Source organism: Pseudomonas sp. P1_F7, assembly GCF_056405655.1.
Map to the genome: position 1 here is coordinate 113603 of NZ_JBFUBR010000010.1, position 19763 is coordinate 133365.

General features: G+C 59.0%; 21 protein-coding genes. 11 read left to right on the plus strand and 10 right to left on the minus strand.

Annotated elements, in window-relative coordinates; translation table 11 throughout:
• Positions 1 to 66 precede the first annotated feature (66 nt).
• Entirely contained in the window at positions 67 to 969 is a 903-nt protein-coding gene (locus AC1D1M_RS15945) for a DMT family transporter (RefSeq protein WP_477776389.1), read from the plus strand.
• Between the two features lie 20 nt (positions 970 to 989).
• Here AC1D1M_RS15945 and AC1D1M_RS15950 read toward each other — a convergent pair whose 3' ends face one another.
• A complete protein-coding gene (locus AC1D1M_RS15950) occupies positions 990 to 1499 on the minus strand; it encodes a DUF2165 family protein (RefSeq protein ID WP_477776390.1) in 510 nt (169 codons plus the stop codon).
• A 181-nt stretch (positions 1500 to 1680) separates the two neighbouring features.
• Entirely contained in the window at positions 1681 to 2655 is a 975-nt protein-coding gene (locus tag AC1D1M_RS15955) for a 2-hydroxyacid dehydrogenase (RefSeq protein WP_477776391.1), read from the minus strand.
• A 194-nt stretch (positions 2656 to 2849) separates the two neighbouring features.
• On the opposite strand from AC1D1M_RS15955, the gene AC1D1M_RS15960 reads away from it, so the two are divergent.
• Positions 2850 to 3107, plus strand: coding sequence for a hypothetical protein (locus AC1D1M_RS15960; protein WP_477776392.1), 258 nt, complete (start codon positions 2850 to 2852; stop codon positions 3105 to 3107).
• Between the two features lie 152 nt (positions 3108 to 3259).
• Here AC1D1M_RS15960 and AC1D1M_RS15965 read toward each other — a convergent pair whose 3' ends face one another.
• The 5 genes from AC1D1M_RS15965 to norR form a co-directional block, all read right to left on the minus strand.
• Entirely contained in the window at positions 3260 to 4009 is a 750-nt protein-coding gene (locus tag AC1D1M_RS15965; protein ID WP_477776393.1) for a YkgJ family cysteine cluster protein, read from the minus strand.
• Positions 4010 to 4092: 83 nt separating this feature from the next.
• The gene (locus AC1D1M_RS15970) at positions 4093 to 4419 is read right to left on the minus strand and encodes a hypothetical protein (protein ID WP_477776394.1); all 327 of its coding nucleotides are present in this window, start codon (positions 4417 to 4419) and stop codon (positions 4093 to 4095) included.
• A gap of 102 nt (positions 4420 to 4521) precedes the next feature.
• Positions 4522 to 4980: a GNAT family N-acetyltransferase gene (locus AC1D1M_RS15975; RefSeq protein WP_477776548.1), complete on the minus strand. Its 459-nt coding sequence runs from the start codon at positions 4978 to 4980 to the stop codon at positions 4522 to 4524.
• 27 nt (positions 4981 to 5007) lie between these two features.
• Complete coding sequence (locus AC1D1M_RS15980) at positions 5008 to 5910, minus strand: chemotaxis protein CheV (protein WP_008046758.1); 903 nt, start codon at positions 5908 to 5910, stop codon at positions 5008 to 5010.
• Between the two features lie 213 nt (positions 5911 to 6123).
• Positions 6124 to 7674, minus strand: a complete 1551-nt coding sequence (norR, locus tag AC1D1M_RS15985; protein WP_477776395.1) for a nitric oxide reductase transcriptional regulator NorR — start codon at positions 7672 to 7674, stop codon at positions 6124 to 6126.
• 156 nt (positions 7675 to 7830) lie between these two features.
• On the opposite strand from norR, the gene hmpA reads away from it, so the two are divergent.
• Positions 7831 to 9012, plus strand: a complete 1182-nt coding sequence (hmpA, locus tag AC1D1M_RS15990) for an NO-inducible flavohemoprotein (RefSeq protein ID WP_477776396.1) — start codon at positions 7831 to 7833, stop codon at positions 9010 to 9012.
• Between the two features lie 266 nt (positions 9013 to 9278).
• Complete coding sequence (locus tag AC1D1M_RS15995; protein ID WP_477776397.1) at positions 9279 to 9788, plus strand: disulfide bond formation protein B; 510 nt, start codon at positions 9279 to 9281, stop codon at positions 9786 to 9788.
• Between the two features lie 551 nt (positions 9789 to 10339).
• Here the strand turns inward: AC1D1M_RS15995 and AC1D1M_RS16000 are convergent.
• Entirely contained in the window at positions 10340 to 10600 is a 261-nt protein-coding gene (locus tag AC1D1M_RS16000) for a hypothetical protein (RefSeq protein ID WP_007970369.1), read from the minus strand.
• A gap of 27 nt (positions 10601 to 10627) precedes the next feature.
• Here AC1D1M_RS16000 and cyoA point away from each other — a divergent pair, with 27 nt between their 5' ends.
• From cyoA to AC1D1M_RS16030, 6 genes are all read left to right on the plus strand, one after another.
• Complete coding sequence (cyoA, locus tag AC1D1M_RS16005) at positions 10628 to 11572, plus strand: ubiquinol oxidase subunit II (RefSeq protein WP_477776398.1); 945 nt, start codon at positions 10628 to 10630, stop codon at positions 11570 to 11572.
• Positions 11573 to 11575: 3 nt separating this feature from the next.
• Positions 11576 to 13606 carry a cytochrome o ubiquinol oxidase subunit I gene (cyoB, locus tag AC1D1M_RS16010; protein WP_110660131.1) on the plus strand — a complete coding sequence of 677 codons (2031 nt, stop codon included), beginning with the start codon at positions 11576 to 11578 and terminating at the stop codon, positions 13604 to 13606.
• A 3-nt stretch (positions 13607 to 13609) separates the two neighbouring features.
• On the plus strand, positions 13610 to 14236 hold the full coding sequence (locus tag AC1D1M_RS16015) for a cytochrome o ubiquinol oxidase subunit III (RefSeq protein ID WP_056728483.1): 627 nt from the start codon (positions 13610 to 13612) through the stop codon (positions 14234 to 14236).
• Positions 14237 to 14572: a cytochrome o ubiquinol oxidase subunit IV gene (gene cyoD, locus AC1D1M_RS16020; protein ID WP_008046747.1), complete on the plus strand. Its 336-nt coding sequence runs from the start codon at positions 14237 to 14239 to the stop codon at positions 14570 to 14572.
• A gap of 11 nt (positions 14573 to 14583) precedes the next feature.
• Positions 14584 to 15471, plus strand: coding sequence for a heme o synthase (cyoE, locus tag AC1D1M_RS16025; protein ID WP_007986830.1), 888 nt, complete (start codon positions 14584 to 14586; stop codon positions 15469 to 15471).
• Between the two features lie 296 nt (positions 15472 to 15767).
• A complete protein-coding gene (locus AC1D1M_RS16030; RefSeq protein WP_007970375.1) occupies positions 15768 to 16082 on the plus strand; it encodes a helix-turn-helix domain-containing protein in 315 nt (104 codons plus the stop codon).
• A gap of 59 nt (positions 16083 to 16141) precedes the next feature.
• Here AC1D1M_RS16030 and AC1D1M_RS16035 read toward each other — a convergent pair whose 3' ends face one another.
• Both AC1D1M_RS16035 and AC1D1M_RS16040 read right to left on the minus strand, forming a co-directional pair.
• Positions 16142 to 16420 carry a DUF3077 domain-containing protein gene (locus AC1D1M_RS16035; protein ID WP_477776399.1) on the minus strand — a complete coding sequence of 93 codons (279 nt, stop codon included), beginning with the start codon at positions 16418 to 16420 and terminating at the stop codon, positions 16142 to 16144.
• Between the two features lie 633 nt (positions 16421 to 17053).
• Positions 17054 to 18472, minus strand: a complete 1419-nt coding sequence (locus tag AC1D1M_RS16040) for an aminotransferase-like domain-containing protein (RefSeq protein ID WP_477776400.1) — start codon at positions 18470 to 18472, stop codon at positions 17054 to 17056.
• 148 nt (positions 18473 to 18620) lie between these two features.
• Between AC1D1M_RS16040 and AC1D1M_RS16045 the strand changes: the two genes are divergently transcribed.
• Positions 18621 to 19721, plus strand: a complete 1101-nt coding sequence (locus AC1D1M_RS16045; RefSeq protein ID WP_477776401.1) for a hypothetical protein — start codon at positions 18621 to 18623, stop codon at positions 19719 to 19721.
• The last annotated feature ends 42 nt before the right edge of the window (positions 19722 to 19763 follow it).

Consider the following 19763-nt stretch of genomic DNA (forward strand, 5'->3'; position numbering starts at 1 on the left):
GCAAGTTTATGCAAGTGCGCCAGGACGTGGCGCCGGACACTGGGCACCTATCGAGGAGCCTTTGCCATGAACCTTTCTTTGTATTTGCTGACCGTGCTGATCTGGGGCACCACCTGGATTGCCTTGAAATGGCAACTGGGCGTGGTGGCCATTCCCGTGTCGATTGTCTATCGCTTCGGCCTCGCTGCGCTGGTGCTGTTCGTGATCCTGCTGCTCAGCCGGCGCCTGCAAGTGATGAACCGTCGCGGGCACCTGATTTGCCTCGCTCAGGGCCTGTGCCTGTTCTGTGTCAACTTCATGTGCTTCCTCACTGCGAGCCAGTGGATCCCCAGCGGCCTGGTGGCTGTGGTGTTTTCTACCGCCACCCTGTGGAATGCCCTCAACGCGCGGGTGTTCTTCGGTCGGAGAATCGCCCGCAATGTGCTGATGGGCGGTGCGCTGGGCCTGCTTGGGCTGGGGCTGCTGTTCTGGCCGGAACTGGCCGGGCATACCGCCAGCCCGGAAACTTTGCTGGGCCTCGGTCTGGCTCTGTGTGGCACTTTGTGTTTCTCGGCGGGCAACATGCTTTCGAGCCTGCAACAGAAAGCCGGTCTCAAGCCGTTGACCACCAACGCCTGGGGCATGGCTTACGGCGCGGTAATGCTTTCGGTGTGGTGCCTGGTCAAAGGCATTCCCTTCGATATGGAAATGAGCGCGCGTTACATCGGGTCGTTGCTGTACCTGGTGATTCCGGGGTCGGTGATCGGTTTCACCGCTTACTTGACACTGGTCGGCCGCATGGGGCCTGAGCGGGCTGCGTACTGCACGGTGCTGTTCCCGGTGGTGGCGCTCAACGTGTCAGCGTTCGCCGAGGGTTATCAATGGACGGTGCCGGCACTGTTGGGGCTGGTCTTGGTGATGTCGGGTAACGTACTGGTGTTTCGCAAACCGAAAATGCCGCAGGTGCTGGGCAACGGCAAGCTGGCCTGAGGGGGCGAATGCTGAGTGACTCAGCGCTCGATTTTCATCGCGATGTATATCAAGAGCGGAAAGATGAAATCAATAATATGTCGAGCCCTGTCCTTGTAGTTCCATGTTTTCGACTCATCCATGTTGAACCATTCGGCGCCGATCACTTGAAAGCCAACGTAATAAAGAAAAAGGGCGATCACTAACCCTATTAGTGCAGGTTTTTTAGCTTCGTGAAATTGTTCGCGGCTGGTGTTGATATTTTTGTAAAGGTAATAGGTGCCGAGTAGGCAGCATAGGGTGTAGACCACTTCAAGTGTAATGATCAGCCAGTAAATGCGGTGGTGCAGTATGGTTGAAGTAATAGCCCTGTGGCTGTATTTGTGTTGATCATTGGTGGTGTCCATGCTCAGGATATGAGCAATGTATTCATAATTGGTCGAGTAGTCCGTGAAGTTGTTGTATAGCATCAGCAATCCAAAGAGGCTGATAAATAACATCAGTGTGGCTTTGCTGAGTCGAATGACTTGGCTTGTTGTGAATGGGTTCAAGTTGGTGATCTCCGTTATTGTTCCCGTAGTGCTTGGGTAAGTGCGGAGAGTCTATCGCGTGTCTTTGTTGTTTGGAGGTTGACTGGGTTGCAGTGTGTGTACTCAGAGAGTTGTTTAATAAGTTGAGAGTGGATTTTTTGTATTAAACGGGCAGGCGCTTGTAACACCTGCCCGTTTTGCGTTAACCCTTCCAGACTTGCGGGTTGACCAGGTCCTGCGGTCGCTCGCCCAACAGGGCGCTACGCAAGTTGGCCAGGGCACGGTTGGCCATTGCATCGCGGGTTTCATGGGTGGCCGAGCCGATGTGCGGCAAGGTCACGGCGTTTTTCAGCTGGAACAGTGGCGATTCGGCCAGCGGTTCTTTTTCGTACACGTCCAGCCCGGCACCACGAATGCGATTGTTTTGCAGTGCTTCGATCAGCGCCGGTTCATCCACTACCGGGCCACGGGCGATGTTCACCAGAATGGCGCTCGGCTTCATCAGTGCCAGTTCGCGATGGCTGATGAGGTGTTTGGTCTGCTCGCTGAGCGGCACCACCAGGCAGACGAAATCGGCCTCGGCCAGCAGTTGATCAAGGCTGCGTAACTGCGCGCCGAGCTCCTGTTCCAGCTCGGTCTTGCGACTGTTACCGCTGTAGATGACCGGCATGTTGAACCCCAGGCGACCGCGTCGGGCGATGGCCGCACCGATGTTGCCCATGCCGACAATGCCCAGCGTCTTGCCGTGCACATCGCAACCGAACAGCTGCGCACCGACAGTGGCCTGCCATTGCCCGGCCTTGGTCCAGGCATCCAGTTCAGCAACGCGGCGCGCGCTGCTCATCAACAGGGCAAACGCCAGGTCGGCGGTGCTTTCGGTGAGCACATCTGGCGTGTTGGTCAGCATGATCCCGCGTTCGTTGAAGTAGGCCAGGTCATAGTTGTCGTAGCCCACCGAGACGCTGGAGACCACTTCCAGCCTGGCGGCGTTTTCCAGTTGGGCGCGGCCGAGTTTGCGACCGACGCCGATCAGGCCGTGGGCGTGGGGCAGGGCTTCATTGAATTGGGCGTTGATGTCGCCGTTTTTCGGATTCGGCACGATGACATCGAAATCTTGTTGCAGGCGTTCGACCATTTGCGAGGTGACGCGGCTGAAAGCCAGGACAGTCTTTTTCATGGGAGGCGGGCTCGTCGGGCGATGAAGAATGATGAGCACGCTAACATTCTTCGCGGGATTTGTGCGAGTCGTCAGGCGGTCAATGCAAGCTTGCAGCTTGCGGTGCTCCATCCAGTTATACTGCCGCACTTCTTATACTGTGGCATGCGGCCCACTCACCGGGCCCGACACTTCATGCATCACCCGGAGCTTTCATGACTTCCCCGAAACAACCGCCGGTCGCCGACGCCCAGAGCGACGTGCAGGCAGCACTGCCAGACAGCGTCGACTCCAGCGCTGACAGCGAAACCAAAGCCGAGATCCCTGCATTCAAGTTCCCGTTCAAGCCGGGCGAACTGGCGGCCGCCAAGGGCTCGAACCAGCCGTGGTACAAAAACGGCGCCAAGAACGGCCACACCAAGACGCCGGGCATGGCACCGCCGGGGACTCGTCGGTCGATGGGTAAGCGCTAAATCCGGACTTTGCGATAACAGCGCCGCCGTCATCGCGGGCAAGCCCGCTCCTACAGTAATCATCGTCGTACACAAAATATGTGTTCATTGGTGATCCTTGTGGGAGCGAGCTTGCTCGCGATGGGGCCATTACAGGTGACGAATCCTTCGGATCAAGCCGCCCGCAATGAAATAAACGCATAGTTCGCCGGCGCATCCGCTGCCACTTGCGCACCTGCGGCCAGCACTTGGCTGGCAATATCATCCCCCGACACATGAAACCGCCATTCGCTGGCCCACTCAGGCAGCGTTTGCCCGGTCAGTTCATCGATGATCGTGGCGAACTCCGCCATATCCGGAAGATAAGCGGTAAACCCGTCGCCCTTCAGGGCCGTCGTGCGAATCCCCAGCAACGCACAAATCGCGTCCTTCATCAGAATGTCATTACGATCCGCCTGACGGGAGCGCTGGATCAACTCCGACAATTCCCGGTCGACCAACTCACCACCGACAATCAGGTCCGGTCCTTTTTCCCACGACTCAGGTGGACATTCCTTAACGGCGGTGTTCAGGGGAATGTGCGGATTGATTTCCATCGGATAGATACGGCACACCAACGGCCGGCGTTCGTAGATGCGGCAGAGGTTGTCCTCGTCAAGATTCCGGCAGGGGCCGACATTGTAGGCGGCGAAGGTGATGGCTACGTACACCTCGGATTCGCCGCTGCGCACTGCTGCCGAACGGCGTTCGGCGTGTTCCCGTTGTTGCACCGGCAGACCCAGGCCGTTGCCCAGAAACGCTTCCACCAGGACGATCACCTGACCACCGTCGGCTGCCCACATCCGGGCTTCGCTCAGGGTCAGGGGCACATGGTGGTCGTTGCAGCATTTGCCGCAGCCTACGCAGGAAAACGTCGTATTCATTTAGCGTTCATTCGCATCACAGGGCATGAAACGGCGACAGAATGCCGCCACAAAAGCCGCTATCGAAGCAAATTATGCGCCACTCAGTTCGCCTTGCTGGCCGGGCGGATGGAGTCCCATTCGGTGACGTACGCGGTTTTGCTCTTTTTGTTGTAGAGGCAAAGCTCGGTGCCTTGTGCACCTTTCATGTGCTTTTGCGGGTACTGGCCCTGGAGCAGCAGTGCGGTGTAGCCGACCCGGTCATCGAACTGCGCAGCGTTGCCCACGGGTTTGGCGTCCTTCAGGCCGCTGGCCTTGGTGCATCCGGCGAGTACGGCTTTATCGTAGGTGGCCCAGGCGTCGGGGCTGGAGGCGTGGGCCTGGATGGTAAGGGCGGTGAGGCAGAGGAGGGTGAGGCTGGCAGTCTTCATGGCTTGGGCTTCCTTGGTATCGAGTGGCCAAGGCGTGAGTATGCCTGAAGGTTTTAAGTCGAATATGCGGACCCCATCGCGAGCCTGCTCGCGATGGCGGTATCAGAGCGGAACCGGTTCCCGGCGGACTGCGCGCATCCCGACGCTTTCATACAAGCGCCGCGCCCGAAGGTTGTCTTCACGTACCTTGAGGTCCACGAAGCCTTCACGCCGCTGCTGGAATATCTTGAACGCCTGCAACAACAGTGCACGCCCTAACCCGCGGCCCTGAAACCGCGGATGCACCACCAGGTTCTTGATATAGGCACTGGTCCAGCACTGACACACGCCCACCACGCCTTCGGCATCCAGGGCAATGAAGCACAGGGCCGGGTCATATTCCGGATCGGTTTCCAGCTGCCGTTGCCACATGTCCAGCGCGGCTACACGCCCGCCGCCGTCGAGATAACCGAACTCCATCAACCGGTGCACGGCGGTGGCCAGTTCGGGGTGGTATTCGCTCAGTTGCAGGCCGGCTGGCCAATCGGGGGACGGCACGACGACAGAGAGGTCGCGCCGCATCAGCCAGCAGAATTCTTCGGTCAACACTCAATAACCCTGTTCGGCAACAGCCTTGGCCGCGGTGATCAGGCACTGGGTCAATTCCGGCGAAGAGAATTTGGTCAGCACCGCGTTCGCCCCCGCCAGCCGTGCTTTCTCGGCGTTCATCGCACTGTCCAGCGACGTGTGCAGCAGTACATAAAGATGCGCGAAATCCGGGGTTTCCCGCAGGGTGCGGGTGAAGGCGTAGCCGTCCATTTCCGACATTTCGATGTCCGAGACGATCAGGTTGATCTGCTGCGCGGTGCCTTGCAGGTCCAGCAGGCAGTCGATGGCTTCCTTGGCGCTGCGGGCTGTATGGCATTGCAGGCCAAGGTTACGCAGGGTGTGCACCGATTGCTGCAAGGCGACCTGACTGTCATCGACCACCAGGATGCGCGCGTTGCCGAGCAGTTCGGCGTCTTCCATGCTCAGTTCGGTCGGCGCCATTTCGATTTGTGCCGGGGCGATGCCGTGGATGACTTTTTCGATGTCCAGCACTTGCACCAAGGTGCCATCGACCGACGTCACGCCGGTGATGTAGGCGCGCAAACCACCGGAGCCGAAGGGCGGCGGGCGGATGTCGGTGGTCAGGCAATGGACGATCTTGCTCACGGCCTGCACGTGCAGGCCCTGCTTGGAGCGGCTGACGTCGGTGACGATCAGGCAGCCGCCATTCGGGTCTTCCAGCGGACGCTCGCCAATGGCACGGCTGAGGTCGATCACCGACAGCGAGGCACCACGCAGGGTGGCGATGCCTTTGACGTGGGGGTGCGACTCCGGCAGTTTGGTCAGCGGCGGGCAGGGAATGATTTCGCTGACCTTGAGCAGGTTGATTGCCATCAGCTTGCCGCTGCGCAGGGTAAACAGCAGAAGCGAAAGTGAGTCTGCGCGGGCTTTGGTGGAGGACATAGGAACCTTCTCTGGAAAAAGGTGACGGGCAATCCCGGGATCGCCAATGACTTCGATGCCGGGTTATCGACTTGTTTGGGGCAGGCTTTAGTAATTCAGTGAGTGGTAGAACGCCATCGCGAGCAAGCTCGCTCCCACAGGTGGCCGAGGTGAACACAAATGTTGTGTCCACTGAAATCCACTGTGGGAGCGAGCTTGCTCGCGATGGGGCCATCACTTCATGCCGAGCCTTTTGGCCATCCGCCCCAGGTTCGCCCGATCCAGGCCTAGCTCACGGGCCGCGCTTGCCCAGTTGTTGTCGTGCCGTTCCAGGCAAGCACCGATCAATTGACGCTGATAACGCTCGGTGGCCTCGCGCAAATCGCCGGTCACCGCTTGCGTGACGCTGGCGACGGGTTGTTCGGTAGCGGCTTCAACGCTGACGTTGGGCAAGTCCAGGTCGGCGGCACTCAAGCTGAGAATCCTTGGCCGTTCCTTGCAGTTACCCAAGGCCTTCAAGGCGCTGCGGCCGATCAAATGCTCAAGTTCGCGCACATTGCCGGGCCAGTCGTAGGCCAATAGCGCGGCCTGGGCGTCGCTGTTCAGGCGCAGGCTGTTGAGGCCCATGCGCGAGCGATTTTGCTCCAGGAAGTAACCGCTGAGCAGCAGCACATCGCGCCCGCGATCGCGCAGGGCCGGCACTAGCAGCGGATAAACGCTGAGGCGATGGTAGAAGTCGGCGCGGTAACGGCCGCTGCGTACTTCTTCGGCGAGGTCGCGGTTGGTCGCCGCGATCAGGCGCACGTCGACCTGATGCTCCTTGTCCGAGCCCAGTCGCTGCAGTTGACCGCTCTGCAACACCCGCAGCAATTTGGCCTGCACGGTCAGCGACAACTCACCGACTTCATCGAGAAACAGCGTGCCGCCATTGGCCAGCTCGAACTTGCCGCGGCGGTCGTTCATCGCCCCGGTGAAGGCGCCGCGAACATGGCCGAACAACTCGCTTTCCACCAAGGTGTCAGGCAGCGCGGCGCAGTTGAGGCTGATGATCGGCTTGTCGGCGCGGGGCGAGGCGGCATGGATGGCCTGGGCCACTAACTCCTTGCCGACCCCGGTTTCGCCAGTGATCAGCACGGTCAAATCGCTGCCGCCCACCAGACTGATTTCTTCGACCAAACGCTTGTGGGTCTTGCTCTGGCCGATCATCTCGCGATTCTGCTGGCCGCTGGCCTGGCGGTAGACCTCGGCGCGCTGATGTTCATCTTCGACCCGGTTGTTCAACCGCTCGATGCGTTCGGCGGCGTTGACCGTGGCGGCCGCGAGGCTGGCGAAGGCTTGCAGGGCATCCAGCTCGATGGGCTCGAAGCGCTCCGGGTCGAGGGCATCGAGGGTCAGCAGGCCCCATGGGCGCTCGTCGATGAACAGAGGGCAACCCATGCAGTCGTGGACTTCCAGATGATCATCCAGGCCATCGACCAGGCCGTCATAGGGGTCAGGCAAGTCGCTGTCGGCAGCGAAACGGGTCGGGCCGGGGCTGCTGAGCAGCGCTTCGAAACGCGGGTGTTCGCTGACCTTAAAGCGTCGACCGAGGGTATCGGTACTCAAGCCGTCGACGGCCAGCGGCACCAGCCATTCACCATCAAGGCGCAGCAGGGCGGCGGCGTCGCACGGCAGCAGGGCGCGCATGGCTTCCAGCAGGCGGCGATAACGCTCGCCCTCGGGCAGTTCGCGGGACAGGTCGGAGACCAGGGGTAGCAGGGCGGTGAGCAGGGGTTTTGCAGTCATAGTGACTCCGTGTAGTCGGTATGACTATAAGTCAGGCAGTGTCTAAATGACTATCTTGTTATTAACTTATTGATTTATAACGATTAAATAGTTGGCATGGAAGCTGATAAGCATAGGGTAATCCGTTAGCAATCCAAGAAGACCAGGAGTCACCTTATGCTGAGCGTTCAAGACCGTGCCATCGTCAAATCCACCGTGCCGCTGCTTGAAAGCGGTGGTGAAGCGCTGATCACGCACTTCTACCGCATGATGCTCTCCGAATACCCGGAAGTCCGCCCGCTGTTCAACCAGGCCCACCAGACCAGCGGTGATCAGCCGCGTGCCTTGGCCAACGGCGTATTGATGTATGCGCGCCATATCGACCAGCTCGATCAGTTGGGCGACCTGGTGGCCAAGATCATCAACAAACACGTGGCCTTGCAGATCCTGCCGGAGCACTACCCGATTGTCGGCTCCTGCTTGCTGCGGGCCATCGCCGAAGTGCTGGGCGAAGAGATCGCCACCCCTGAAGTGATCGCGGCCTGGGGCGCGGCTTACGGCCAACTGGCGGACATCCTGATCGGTGCCGAAACCAGCATCTACGACCAGAAAGAGCAGGCCCCCGGTGGCTGGCGCGGGGCGCGGGAATTCATCGTGGCGGGCAAGGTCGAGGAGAGCGCCGAGATCACTTCGTTCTACTTTGAACCCGCGGACAAAGGCCCGATCCTGGTGGCGGAACCTGGCCAGTACATCGGCATGAAACTGATCCTCGACGGTGAAGAAATCCGTCGCAACTACTCGCTGTCGGCGCTGGCGAACAAAGGCCAGTACCGCATCAGCGTCAAGCGTGAAGCCGGTGGCCGCGCTTCCAACTACCTGCATGACCAGTTGCACGTCGGAGCCAGCATCCAGTTGTTTCCGCCATCGGGCGAGTTCACCCTGACCGCCAGCGACAAACCGTTGGTGTTGATCAGCGGCGGCGTCGGCATCACCCCGACCCTGGCGATGCTCGAAGCGGCGCTGGAGACTCAGCGGCCCGTGCATTTCATCCACTGCGCGCGCAACGGCAGCGTCCATGCCTTCCGCGACTGGATCGATGGCCTGGCCGAGCGTCACCCGCAACTCAAGCGCTTCTATTGCTACTCCGAGGACGACGGCGTGAGCCCGGCGGCGCACAAGGTCGGTTTGTTGAGCCAGCAGCAGTTGCATGCATGGCTGCCGGAGCAGCGTGACCTGGATGCTTACTTCCTGGGGCCGAAAGGTTTCATGGCGTCGATCAAGCGCCACCTCAAAGCCCTGGGCGTGCCGGAGAAGCAAAGCCGTTACGAGTTCTTCGGGCCGGCAGCGGCGCTGGAATAAGACCGAGTCGCCTCCATCGCGGGCAAGCCACGCTCCCACAGGTTTTGTGTCGTTCACATCAATCAGGATCGACACAAATCCCTGTGGGAGCGGGCTTGCCCGCGATTGCTTCACCTCGGTCCTGAACTGAAAAAAGCTGAAAAGTTAATCCCTTCTTAACCGCCTTGTCGTCTATTCCCCCGAATCCCCCTGACATGCTCCAGACTCTCAAAGGTCCGGGCCAGCGTGTAGACTGGCGGGCAATCGAAATTTTCAAGGGAAACGCGATGAGCGATGAATCCATGCGGTTGGGGCGTGAACGGCGCTACCTGGTGTTGTTGGGCATCATTTGCCTGGCGTTGATCGGCGGCGCGCTGTACATGCAAATTGTTCTGGGCGAGGCGCCTTGTCCGCTGTGCATCCTGCAACGTTACGCGTTGCTGCTGATCGCGATCTTTGCCTTCATCGGCGCGGCCATGCGCAGCCGTCGCAGCATCACGGTGTTTGAAACCCTGGTGGTGATCTGCGCGCTGGCAGGCGTCGGCGTTGCCGGGCATCACGTCTATACGCAGTTCTATCCGGCGGTCAGTTGCGGCATCGATGTGCTGCAACCGATTGTCGATGATTTGCCGCTGGCGAAGATCTTTCCGTTGGGTTTCCAGGTCGATGGTTTTTGCTCCACGCCATACCCGCCGATCCTCGGCCTGTCGCTGGCGCAGTGGGCGCTGGTCGCCTTCGTGCTGATCGTGGTGCTGGTGCCTTTGCTGACGTCGCGTAACCGCAAAGCGCTGCGCTGAGGTCATCTGCCGCCACGCATTGTCGGACAAAAAAGCCCCGGTCCTCGCAGAGAGGGCCGGGGCTTTTTTTGTCTTGCAGAGCGCATTTCAGAGGCCGGGTAAAAAGACCGTGACGGGTGGCAATCAAGGGTGCGACACATGTGCGACATGTTGTCACAGAGTCGGTGTCGTAGGGCGTTCGAGGAAGCCGGATTGGTGCATGAAAACGTAACGAAATTGGGCTGTTTTGCAGGCTTCTGGTTTTTTCCATTCCGAACGCGAGCAGGCAGTTTTAACAGGGGCTGGCGAATGGCCGGAGCCCCCGTCATATCGGGCCTCGGGCAAGGTGAGGGGCAGTGAGGAGGGACCCGATACTGTCTGAACTGTGGGTGGAAGACCTACTTATTGTGGTGTTTTTGTTGAGAATTAATTTCGATAAGATGCGCCACTTTTGCGAAAACGGTTAATGATTGTTGCCGGTTCAGATAAAAATTATTTCGGGATGAGACATGGTTTATAGGGCGTTACATATCTACAATCGCCCGCACTGAATCCCCGGCACTGCTCAAATCTTAACCAGGCGTGAGCAGAAACAGGGTGTCGAGAGGTCTGGTGGCTTCATGCGATGCCCAGGTGTCGGAGCCTCCAACTACCCGCACCAAATGGAATTGGTCTGTAACAAGGCCTTTGACCACGAATTCGAATAAGAACTCACCGCAGGCCCGGGATTTGTCGTACAGCGTCTGACGCACGACGGGCATGCCCTTATTCAATCCAAGAAAAATGCCAACCCTTGGCAGGGTGAAGTGTTGGCGATCAAAACCCAACTGCATTGCGCAAGCTGCTTTAGAGGTCGTGAGATGAGTAAAAACAGGTACCCCAGACTACTAGGCTTATTGCCGCTGATCGGCACGTTGTTGCTGTCAGGCTGCAACATGACCTTGCTCAATCCCAAGGGCCAGGTTGGTCTGGACGAGCGAAACCTGATCATCACCGCAACGCTGCTGATGCTGTTGGTCGTGGTGCCGGTCATCGTCATGACCTTCCTGTTCGCCTGGAAATACCGCGCGTCCAACACCAACGCCACCTATACCCCGAAATGGAACCACTCCACCAAGATCGAGATCGCGGTGTGGGCTGTTCCAGTGCTGATCATCATTGCCCTGGGTTACGTCACCTACAAGTCGACCCACGCGCTGGATCCGTACAAGCCGCTGGAGTCCGACGTCAAGCCTGTGACCATCGAAGTGGTCGCGCTGGACTGGAAGTGGCTGTTCATCTACCCGGAACAAGGTATCGCCACGGTCAACAAGATCGTTTTCCCGGCGCACACCCCGATCAACTTCAAGATCACTTCTGACGCCGTGATGAACTCGTTCTTCATCCCTGCGCTGGGCGGCCAGATCTACGCGATGGCGGGCATGCAGACCAAGCTGCACTTGATCGCCAACGAGAACGCTGAGATGGACGGTATCTCCGCCAACTACAGCGGCGCGGGTTTCACCGGTATGAAATTCAAAGCGATCGCAACTTCCCAGGAAGATTTCGACGCCTGGGTAAGTGAAGTCAAAAAGGCACCTAAACAGCTTGAACAAGTTGAATACGCAGCCCTTTCCAAGCAGAGCCAGAACAACCCAGTCGAGCTCTACTCCTCGGTGACGCCGAACCTGTTCCAGACCATCGTCGACAAGTACGAAGGCATGAAACCGGGTCCGAAAGTGAAGCACGAGAAAGAAGAGAAAGAAGTGGCCGCTACGCAAGGAATGGACATGAACTCGCATTCAGCTGCCGGGGCAGAGGAGTAAACGATGTTTGGTAAATTAAGTTGGGAAGCGATCCCGTTCCACGAACCGATCGTGATGATAACCATCTCCATGATCGCGCTCGGTGGTCTGGCGCTGTTCGCTGCAATCACCTACTTCAAGAAGTGGACCTACCTGTGGACCGAGTGGCTGACGTCGGTCGACCACAAGAAAATCGGCGTGATGTACATCATCGTCGCCATGGTCATGCTGCTGCGCGGCTTTGCCGACGCCATCATGATGCGTACCCAGCTGGCCATGGCCACCGAGGGTTCGCCTGGCTACCTGCCACCTGAACACTATGACCAGATCTTCACCGCTCACGGTGTGATCATGATCATCTTCATGGCGATGCCATTCTTCACCGGCCTGATGAACCTTGCAGTGCCGCTGCAGATCGGCGCGCGTGACGTTGCCTACCCGTTCCTGAACTCCCTGAGCTTCTGGCTGCTGGTTTCCGGCGTAGTGCTGATCAACCTGTCCCTGGGCGTCGGCGAATTCGCCAAGACCGGCTGGGTTGCTTATCCACCGCTGTCGGGCCTGCAATACAGCCCTGGCGTGGGGATGGACTACTACATCTGGGCGCTACAGCTATCCGGTTTAGGTACGACGCTGACGGGGGTCAACTTCCTGGCCACCGTGCTGAAAATGCGTACCCCTGGCATGAAGCTGATGGACATGCCGATCTTCACCTGGACCTGCACCTGGGCCAACGTCCTGATCGTGGCTTCGTTCCCGATCCTGACCGCTACCCTGGCACTGCTGACGCTTGACCGTTACATGGATTTCCACATTTTCACCAATGAACTTGGTGGCAATCCGATGATGTACGTGAACCTGTTCTGGGCGTGGGGTCACCCTGAGGTGTACATCCTGATCCTGCCAGCGTTCGGTATCTTCTCCGAAGTCATCTCGACCTTCACCGGCAAGAAACTGTTCGGCCACCACTCGATGGTCTACGCATCGGGCGCAATCTCGATCCTGGGCTTCATGGTTTGGCTGCACCACTTCTTCACCATGGGTTCGGGTGCCAGCGTCAACGCCTTCTTCGGTCTGGCGACGATGCTGATTTCCATTCCGACGGGTGTGAAACTGTTCAACTGGCTGTTCACCATCTACCAGGGCCGTCTGCGTTTCACCAGCCAGGTGCTGTGGACCCTGGGCTTCATGGTGACCTTCGCCATCGGCGGCATGACCGGCGTACTGCTGGCCATCCCGGGTGCCGACTTCGTTCTGCACAACAGCCTGTTCGTGATCGCGCACTTCCATAACGTGATCATCGGCGGTGCGGTATTCGGTTACATCGCCGGTTTCGGTTTCTACTTCCCTAAAGCGTTCGGCTTCAAGCTGCACGAAGGCTGGGGCAAGGCTGCGTTCTGGTTCTGGATCTCGGGCTTCTTCGTCGCGTTCATGCCGCTCTACGCTCTGGGCTTCATGGGCATGACCCGTCGCCTGAACGCCACCACCAACCCTGAGTGGGTGCCGTACCTGTACGTCGCCATGTTCGGTGCGGTGATGATCGCCGTGGGTATCGCTTGCCAGCTGATCCAGCTGTACGTCAGCGTGCGTGACCGCAACAAACCAGAAAACATGTGCGAACACGGCGACCCGTGGAATGCACACACCCTGGAATGGTCGACCTCGTCGCCACCTCCGTTCTACAACTTCGCCGTGCTGCCAAAAGCCGACGTAGTCGACCCGTTCACCGAAGCCAAGGAAAACGGCACCGCGTACAAGGCCCCGGCCAAGTACGAGCCGATCCACATGCCAAACAACACCGCGACCGGTGTGGTCATGGGCGCGCTGTTGACCGTGTTCGGTTTCGCGATGATCTGGCACATCTGGTGGCTGGCAATCGCTGGCCTGGCCGGCACCGTGATCTACTTCGTGATCCACGCGGCCCGTGATGATCAAGGCTATATGGTGCCGGTCGACGTGATCGAGCGCATCGAAGCCGAGCAGCACAAGCGTCTGGTTGCGGCAGGGAAAATCCCGGCCACCGCCACCCGTGTTGAAACCTCGTTGGAACAGGCTTAAACCATGTCGAACTTAGTGACCAATGCTGGACACACCCATGTCGATGGACATGGGCATGATGACCATCACCACGACTCGGGCGAGATGACCGTATTCGGTTTCTGGCTCTACCTGATGACCGACTGCATTCTGTTTGCGTCTATCTTCGCAGCGTACGCGGTACTGGTTAACAACGTAGCGGGTGGCCCGTCGGGCCACGACATCTTCGAACTGCCATACGTACTGGGCGAAACCGCTCTGCTGCTGTTCAGTTCGATCACCTACGGCTTCGCCATGCTGGCGTTCTTCCGTGGCAACAAGAAGCAGGTCCTGGGCTGGTTGGCCATGACCTTCCTGTTCGGTGCCGGCTTCATCGGCATGGAGATCAACGAGTTCCACATGCTGATCTCCGAGGGCTACGGCCCTAGCCGTTCCGGCTTCCTGTCCGGGTTCTTCACCCTGGTCGGTACCCACGGTCTGCACGTGACCAGCGGTCTGATCTGGATGGCGATCATGATGTATCAGGTGCAGAAAAACGGCCTGACGGCGACCAACAAGACCCGTCTGAGCTGCCTGAGCCTGTTCTGGCACTTCCTGGACGTCGTGTGGATCTGCGTATTCACCGTTGTTTACCTGATGGGGACTATGTAAATGGCTAACACACACTCCCATGACAGCCACGACGCCGGTCACGGCAGCGTCAAGTCCTACGGCATCGGTTTCATCCTGTCGGTGATCCTGACCCTGATTCCGTTCGGTCTGGTGATGTACCCGACGCTGCCGAAGTCGATCACCCTGATGATCGTCGTCGCGTTCGCAGTCATCCAGGTGCTGGTGCACCTGGTGTACTTCCTCCACCTGGACCGCTCGGCCGCGCAGCGTAACAACGTGATTGCGTTTGTCTTTGCCGCGATCGTGATTGTCCTGCTGGTTGGCTTGTCGCTGTGGATCATGTTCAGCATCCACACGTTCATGATGGCGAAGTGAGGTAGATCCGCATGTCCCTTAAGCACTTTATCCAAATCACCAAACCGGGGATCATTTTCGGTAACGTGCTTTCTGTGGCAGGCGGATTTTTCCTGGCCTCCAAAGGGCATGTCGATCTGGCCATTTTCCTGGCCGCCATGATCGGCACGTCCCTGGTGGTTGCCTCCGGTTGCGTGTTCAACAACTGCATCGACCGCGACATCGACCTGAAGATGGAGCGCACCAAGAACCGCGTGCTGGTCCAGGGCTTGATCTCCCTGAAACTGGCCCTGATCTATGCGACCGTCCTGGGTGTCGCCGGCGTTGCCCTGTTGTACAAAGTGGCCAACCCGTTGGCCGCGTTGTTCGCGGTGATCGGCTTCGTGATCTACGTCGGCTTCTACAGCCTGTACCTCAAGCGCAAGTCGGTTCACGGCACGCTGGTGGGCAGTCTGTCGGGCGCCATGCCGCCGGTGATTGGCTACGTCGCAGTCAGCAACACCTTCGACATGGCCGCGCTGACCCTGCTGGTGATGTTCAGCCTGTGGCAGATGCCGCATTCCTATGCCATCGCGATCTTCCGCTTCAACGATTACCTGGCCGCATCGATTCCGGTGCTGCCAGTGAAGCGCGGCATCCAGGTGGCCAAGAAGCACATCCTGATCTACATCCTGGCCTTCCTCGTGGCGACCTTGATGCTGACCTTCAGCGGCTACGCCGGCATGAGCTACCTCGCCGTCGCCGCGGCCATGGGCATGTACTGGCTGTACATGGCCTGGACCGGCTACAAGGCAGTGGATGACACGGTCTGGGCACGCAAGCTGTTCGTGTTCTCGATCTTCACCATTACCGCGTTGAGCGTGATGATGTCCCTGGACTTCAAAGTGCCGACCGAGTTGCTGCTGACGTACGCGCCTTAAGCGTCGGATGCTGTAAAGAAAAGCCCCGCCTTCGAGAGAAGAGCGGGGCTTTTTGTTGGGGTAATTTTGATGAACCGTGTTGCCGCCATCGCGAGCAGGCTCGCTGCCACATAGGACTAGTGTCTTCGCTGATATCGAGCACGACGCTGAACCCTGTGGGAGCGAGCTTGCTCGCGATGGCAGCGCGGCGGAGTACCTGGTTCATCGAAATTACAGCCCATCTCAAAGAGCACTCTTGGTTTGCTTAGCTATAAGCAATTTGCCTATAGTTGCAAGTCGATACCACGAGGTACCCCATGAAAAAACGCGACCTGTTTGCAGAGTTGATGCAGGGCGTTGATGAGATGGCGGCTCAACGCGAAGGCAAGATTACATTGCGCAATACGGTTGTGGAGGACATCCCTGCACCAGAGGTGGGGGCGCAAGAAATCGTTGCGCTACGGGAAAAGCTACACATGTCCCAGGCCGTTTTCGCCAAGCGAATTCGAACCAGCCCCAGCACCCTGAGAAACTGGGAGCAGGAAAAGTCGAAGCCCAATGCTCAGGCCGCCTTGCTGATCAGGTTGGTTGAGAAGTTTCCGGATATGGTTGATCGACTGGCAGTCGTCTGATCACATCGTCGAATATCTGAAAAGCCCCGCGTTTCAAACGAAGCGCGGGGCTTTTTCATTTATGTGCGGTTGTTACACGGTGCATCGAGCACCTTCACCACGTCATCGATAATTGCCTTGCTCATGTCCTGCAAAAAATGTGAGGCCCAGGCGTGTCGGTCGGAGTCGCGAACCATGGCAGCGTCTGAGGCGAGATGTTTTGCGAGGTGGAGCAGGTCGGAGGCGTGGTAGAGGGCTTCGATCAGCGGGACACCGGCGTTGATGCGGAACAATGGTTCGTTGGCGTGGTAGGAGAAGGGGGTGAGGCCGATGGTTTTGAGGTCTTGGGGATTGGTCATTGGGCTTCACCTCTTGTTGGGCTGGAGGTGGAGGGGTATGACTGGTGTAGCAGACGGATCAATAGCGTTCATGAGTAAAACTCCCGTATCAAGTTGAGAGCTACCACGTTCGTTATCAGGCGAAGGGTGGCAGCTATGCGTGGGCTGATAAACCGGAGATACAGGAAACCGGCAGACCCGAAGGTCTCCCACGCACAGCCGCCATTGCACGAGTGTGTAGACACAAAAAAGCGCCGGCAATCGTGATTGGTGGCGCTTGTGCGCCCGTATCTTACCCGGGTTATCAGGCCCGGTCGCTGAATTGGCAGCGACCGGGCGAAGTTAGCCGGCAAGGATGAGGTCGGCAATCGTAGCGATCTGGTGGCCGGGGATCTCATTGGGCACCGCAATCCCTGTGGGAGCGGGCTTGCTCGCGAAGGCGGTGGGTCAGGCAATATTGATGCTGGATGTGACGGCCTCTTCGCGAGCAAGCCCGCTCCCACATTGGACTAGCGTCATCGCTGATATCGAGCATGACGCGGGCCCCTGTGGGAGCGAGCTTGCTCGCGATGGCGGCGTGTCAGGCAGCATCAATTTTGAATGTGACGGCCTCATCGCGAGCAAGCTCGCTCCCACAGGGTTGGGGGGCGTCGGTTATTTACTTTGTGTATCGAGTAACCGGAAAAACCGCTCCCGCACCTGCAAGCTGTCGCTGTGCGCCACATTGAATCGCAGGAAATGGCTGGCATCCGGCCCTTTGCTCAGCAACGTGCCCGGCGCCAACACCATATTGTTCTCCAGCCCTTGGCGAGCCAGATTCTCGGCGTGCAAGCCCTCCGGCAACCGCGCCCAGATAAACACGCCTTCGCCGGGCAGCGAGGAAAGCGAACACCCAGCCTCCGCAAGCCAACTCGCCACGCGGCTATTGGATTCGTACAACCGATCCACCGTGCGCCGCGCATGCTTGGCGTAGCTGCCGTCGCTGAGCATGGTGCAGGTGATCTGCTCTGCCAGCTCCGACGTCACCCCGCCGCAGGCCATTTTCAGGGCGACCATGCGTGCCGCCAATTGTGGCGAGAGCACGGTGTAGCTGACGCGGCTGTTGGCGGTCAGGGTCTTGGAGAAGCCGGAGACATAACTCACGTTGTCCAGCCCGCTGGCCGCCAGGCGCGGGGTGCGGCGTTGCTGGATGTCGCAATACAGATCGTCTTCGACGATGTGGAAGCCATGGCGGTGGCTCAGTTCCAGCAAGCGGTAAACCTGGGCCGGGGTGAACGAGTGACCGGTGGGGTTATGCAGCGTGCTGTTGGTCATGTACAGCACGGGTTTGTGGGCGATCAGCAGTTGCTCGAAGGCGTCGAGGTCCATGCCGTCGCAATCCCGGGCGATGGTGATGACTTTGGCCCCGTGCAACGCCAGGTTGGCGTGCATGTTGAAGTAGCAGGGGTCGTCGAGCAGCACGGTGTCGCCGGGTTTGACCAGCAGGCGCATCAGCAGGTCGATGGCCTGCATGGTGTTGGCCGTGGTGATGATCTGGTCCACCGGCGCTTCGATGCCGAAGGTTGCCAGTTTGACCCGCAAGGCCTGGCGCAACGGCAAGTAACCGCCGGCCACGCCGTACTCGCCCATGCGCAACGACGTTGCTCGCAGGGTACTGCGCACGGCTTTCTGCAATTCTTCGGCGGGTAGCCACGAGGTCGGCAGAAAACCGCAGCCGGGGCGCAGTGCGCCGTTGTCCAGCAGCAAGGCGCGACGAATCACGCTGAGGGTGTCCTGGGGTTGCAGGTCCGGGCCGGTGCCACTTTTCAGCGCCGCTTCGGAGCGATGCACGTAATGCCCGGAGCCCTGGCGAGACACCACCAGCCCCTTGGCCCGCATGCGGTCCAGGGCATCGACCACCGTGGACTTGCCCACGTTCATCAAGTCGGAGAGTTCGCGAATCGGCGGCAGCTTGGCGCCGTGGGGCAGGCCACCCGTGCTGATGGCCTGGGTCAGTTGATCGACGATCTGCTGCACCAGCGGCACGCCGGGCTGGAATTCAATGGCGGCAATGACTGCACGTTGAACCTGCATTTTACTGGTCTCTCCGGCAGTAAAGTTCGTTGGATTCTATACGAACTTGCTCTGATCAGGACAAGACTCTCTCTCTACCATGCCCTTACAGACTTTTCTGAATGTCGGCCTTTGTTGGCGGGCGTTCACCCGGTTCCTGAGGTGTTGCATGAGTGTCGAAACAACGGTCGCGGTGGCTAAACCGGTCATTAACCTGCGGTTATTCACGATCCGGATCATCACCGCCGTCTCGCTGTTCGCGGTGCTGGGCAAGGCCAACGTCTGGCTCGACACGGCCACCAACAGCATCCTGGCCCTTGGATATCGCGCCTTGTTGCTGCTGTTGCCCCTGACTTTACTGGTGCTTGGCCGCCGTTCCCTGAGTGTCACGCTGCTGTGTGCCGGCCTTGGCCTGGTGCTGCTGGCGCTGACCAGTAATCAAGGCATGGTGATGTTTGCCGCCGCACTGTTTGCCTACGGCATTGCCATTGCCGGTTACCTGATCAAGAGCGAAGCGGCCCAGACCAAGGAAGGCGCGGCCTACAATCGCGTGGCCATGAACATGGGCAGCCTGGTGGCCGGTTTGATCCTGCTGTCGCCACTGCTCACTCCAACCATGTTTTTCCTCGGTGCGGCGGCGTTCGTTTTGCTGTGCCTGCCGATCGCCCTTGGCGCGACCTTCACCTCCGAGCCGGTGGTAGCCCGCCCAGCCAGTCAGGTTGGCAGCAACTGGGGCAACAAACTGCCCTGGGTAATCGCCGGGATCATCATGGGCATCAAGCTGTTCGGGGTGTTCTCGATTCTGCCGCAAGCGATTCTGCTCAAGACCGGCGAGCTGCCGGCCTGGTACGGCTTGATGCTGATCCTCAACAGCGCCGTGGTGGTGTTCGCCCAGGTGCCGGTGATGAAACTGATCGAGCGCACCGGGCGCTTCAAGGTCGTGGCGGTGATCGGGATCATCGTCGGCGGCTTTGCCGTGCTGTCTTCGCCTGCCGCATTCCACGTCGAAACCCTCGCCGGGGCGCTGATCTGGGTGGCGCTGCTGTCGATCGCCGAATGCGCCTTCAGCTACCTCGATTACTTCTCGGTCAAGCAAAACAACATGTTCGTCAAGGAAGTGTCCCTGGGGGTCGGGGCCGGGCTGACCGTGTTGATCATGCGAGTGGTGCCGGCGCCGTACAACGCGCTGGTCCTCGCCGCCATCGGCGCCGGCGGGATCCTGGCCTGGTACTGGCTCAACCGTAAATCCAATGCGTCGTTGCATGACTGAGTCATCGCCGTTGCGGATTTCACTTTGCAGGTCGGGGGCATC

Bases quoted from the DNA above. Each gene is read 5' to 3' on its own strand.
- cyoB (WP_110660131.1), top strand. From the start codon at position 11,576: ATGTTTGGTAAATTAAGTTGGGAAGCGATCCCGTTCCACGAACCGATC.
- AC1D1M_RS15945 (WP_477776389.1), top strand. From the start codon at position 67: ATGAACCTTTCTTTGTATTTGCTGACCGTGCTGATCTGGGGCACCACC.
- AC1D1M_RS16000 (WP_007970369.1), bottom strand. From the start codon at position 10,600: ATGCAGTTGGGTTTTGATCGCCAACACTTCACCCTGCCAAGGGTTGGC.
- cyoA (WP_477776398.1), top strand. From the start codon at position 10,628: ATGAGTAAAAACAGGTACCCCAGACTACTAGGCTTATTGCCGCTGATC.
- AC1D1M_RS15955 (WP_477776391.1), bottom strand. From the start codon at position 2,655: ATGAAAAAGACTGTCCTGGCTTTCAGCCGCGTCACCTCGCAAATGGTC.
- AC1D1M_RS16035 (WP_477776399.1), bottom strand. From the start codon at position 16,420: ATGACCAATCCCCAAGACCTCAAAACCATCGGCCTCACCCCCTTCTCC.
- AC1D1M_RS15965 (WP_477776393.1), bottom strand. From the start codon at position 4,009: ATGAATACGACGTTTTCCTGCGTAGGCTGCGGCAAATGCTGCAACGAC.
- AC1D1M_RS15995 (WP_477776397.1), top strand. From the start codon at position 9,279: ATGAGCGATGAATCCATGCGGTTGGGGCGTGAACGGCGCTACCTGGTG.
- cyoE (WP_007986830.1), top strand. From the start codon at position 14,584: ATGTCCCTTAAGCACTTTATCCAAATCACCAAACCGGGGATCATTTTC.
- cyoD (WP_008046747.1), top strand. From the start codon at position 14,237: ATGGCTAACACACACTCCCATGACAGCCACGACGCCGGTCACGGCAGC.
- AC1D1M_RS15960 (WP_477776392.1), top strand. From the start codon at position 2,850: ATGACTTCCCCGAAACAACCGCCGGTCGCCGACGCCCAGAGCGACGTG.
- AC1D1M_RS15980 (WP_008046758.1), bottom strand. From the start codon at position 5,910: ATGTCCTCCACCAAAGCCCGCGCAGACTCACTTTCGCTTCTGCTGTTT.
- AC1D1M_RS15970 (WP_477776394.1), bottom strand. From the start codon at position 4,419: ATGAAGACTGCCAGCCTCACCCTCCTCTGCCTCACCGCCCTTACCATC.
- AC1D1M_RS16045 (WP_477776401.1), top strand. From the start codon at position 18,621: ATGAGTGTCGAAACAACGGTCGCGGTGGCTAAACCGGTCATTAACCTG.
- AC1D1M_RS16030 (WP_007970375.1), top strand. From the start codon at position 15,768: ATGAAAAAACGCGACCTGTTTGCAGAGTTGATGCAGGGCGTTGATGAG.
- AC1D1M_RS16040 (WP_477776400.1), bottom strand. From the start codon at position 18,472: ATGCAGGTTCAACGTGCAGTCATTGCCGCCATTGAATTCCAGCCCGGC.
- AC1D1M_RS15975 (WP_477776548.1), bottom strand. From the start codon at position 4,980: ATGCGGCGCGACCTCTCTGTCGTCGTGCCGTCCCCCGATTGGCCAGCC.
- hmpA (WP_477776396.1), top strand. From the start codon at position 7,831: ATGCTGAGCGTTCAAGACCGTGCCATCGTCAAATCCACCGTGCCGCTG.
- AC1D1M_RS16015 (WP_056728483.1), top strand. From the start codon at position 13,610: ATGTCGAACTTAGTGACCAATGCTGGACACACCCATGTCGATGGACAT.
- norR (WP_477776395.1), bottom strand. From the start codon at position 7,674: ATGACTGCAAAACCCCTGCTCACCGCCCTGCTACCCCTGGTCTCCGAC.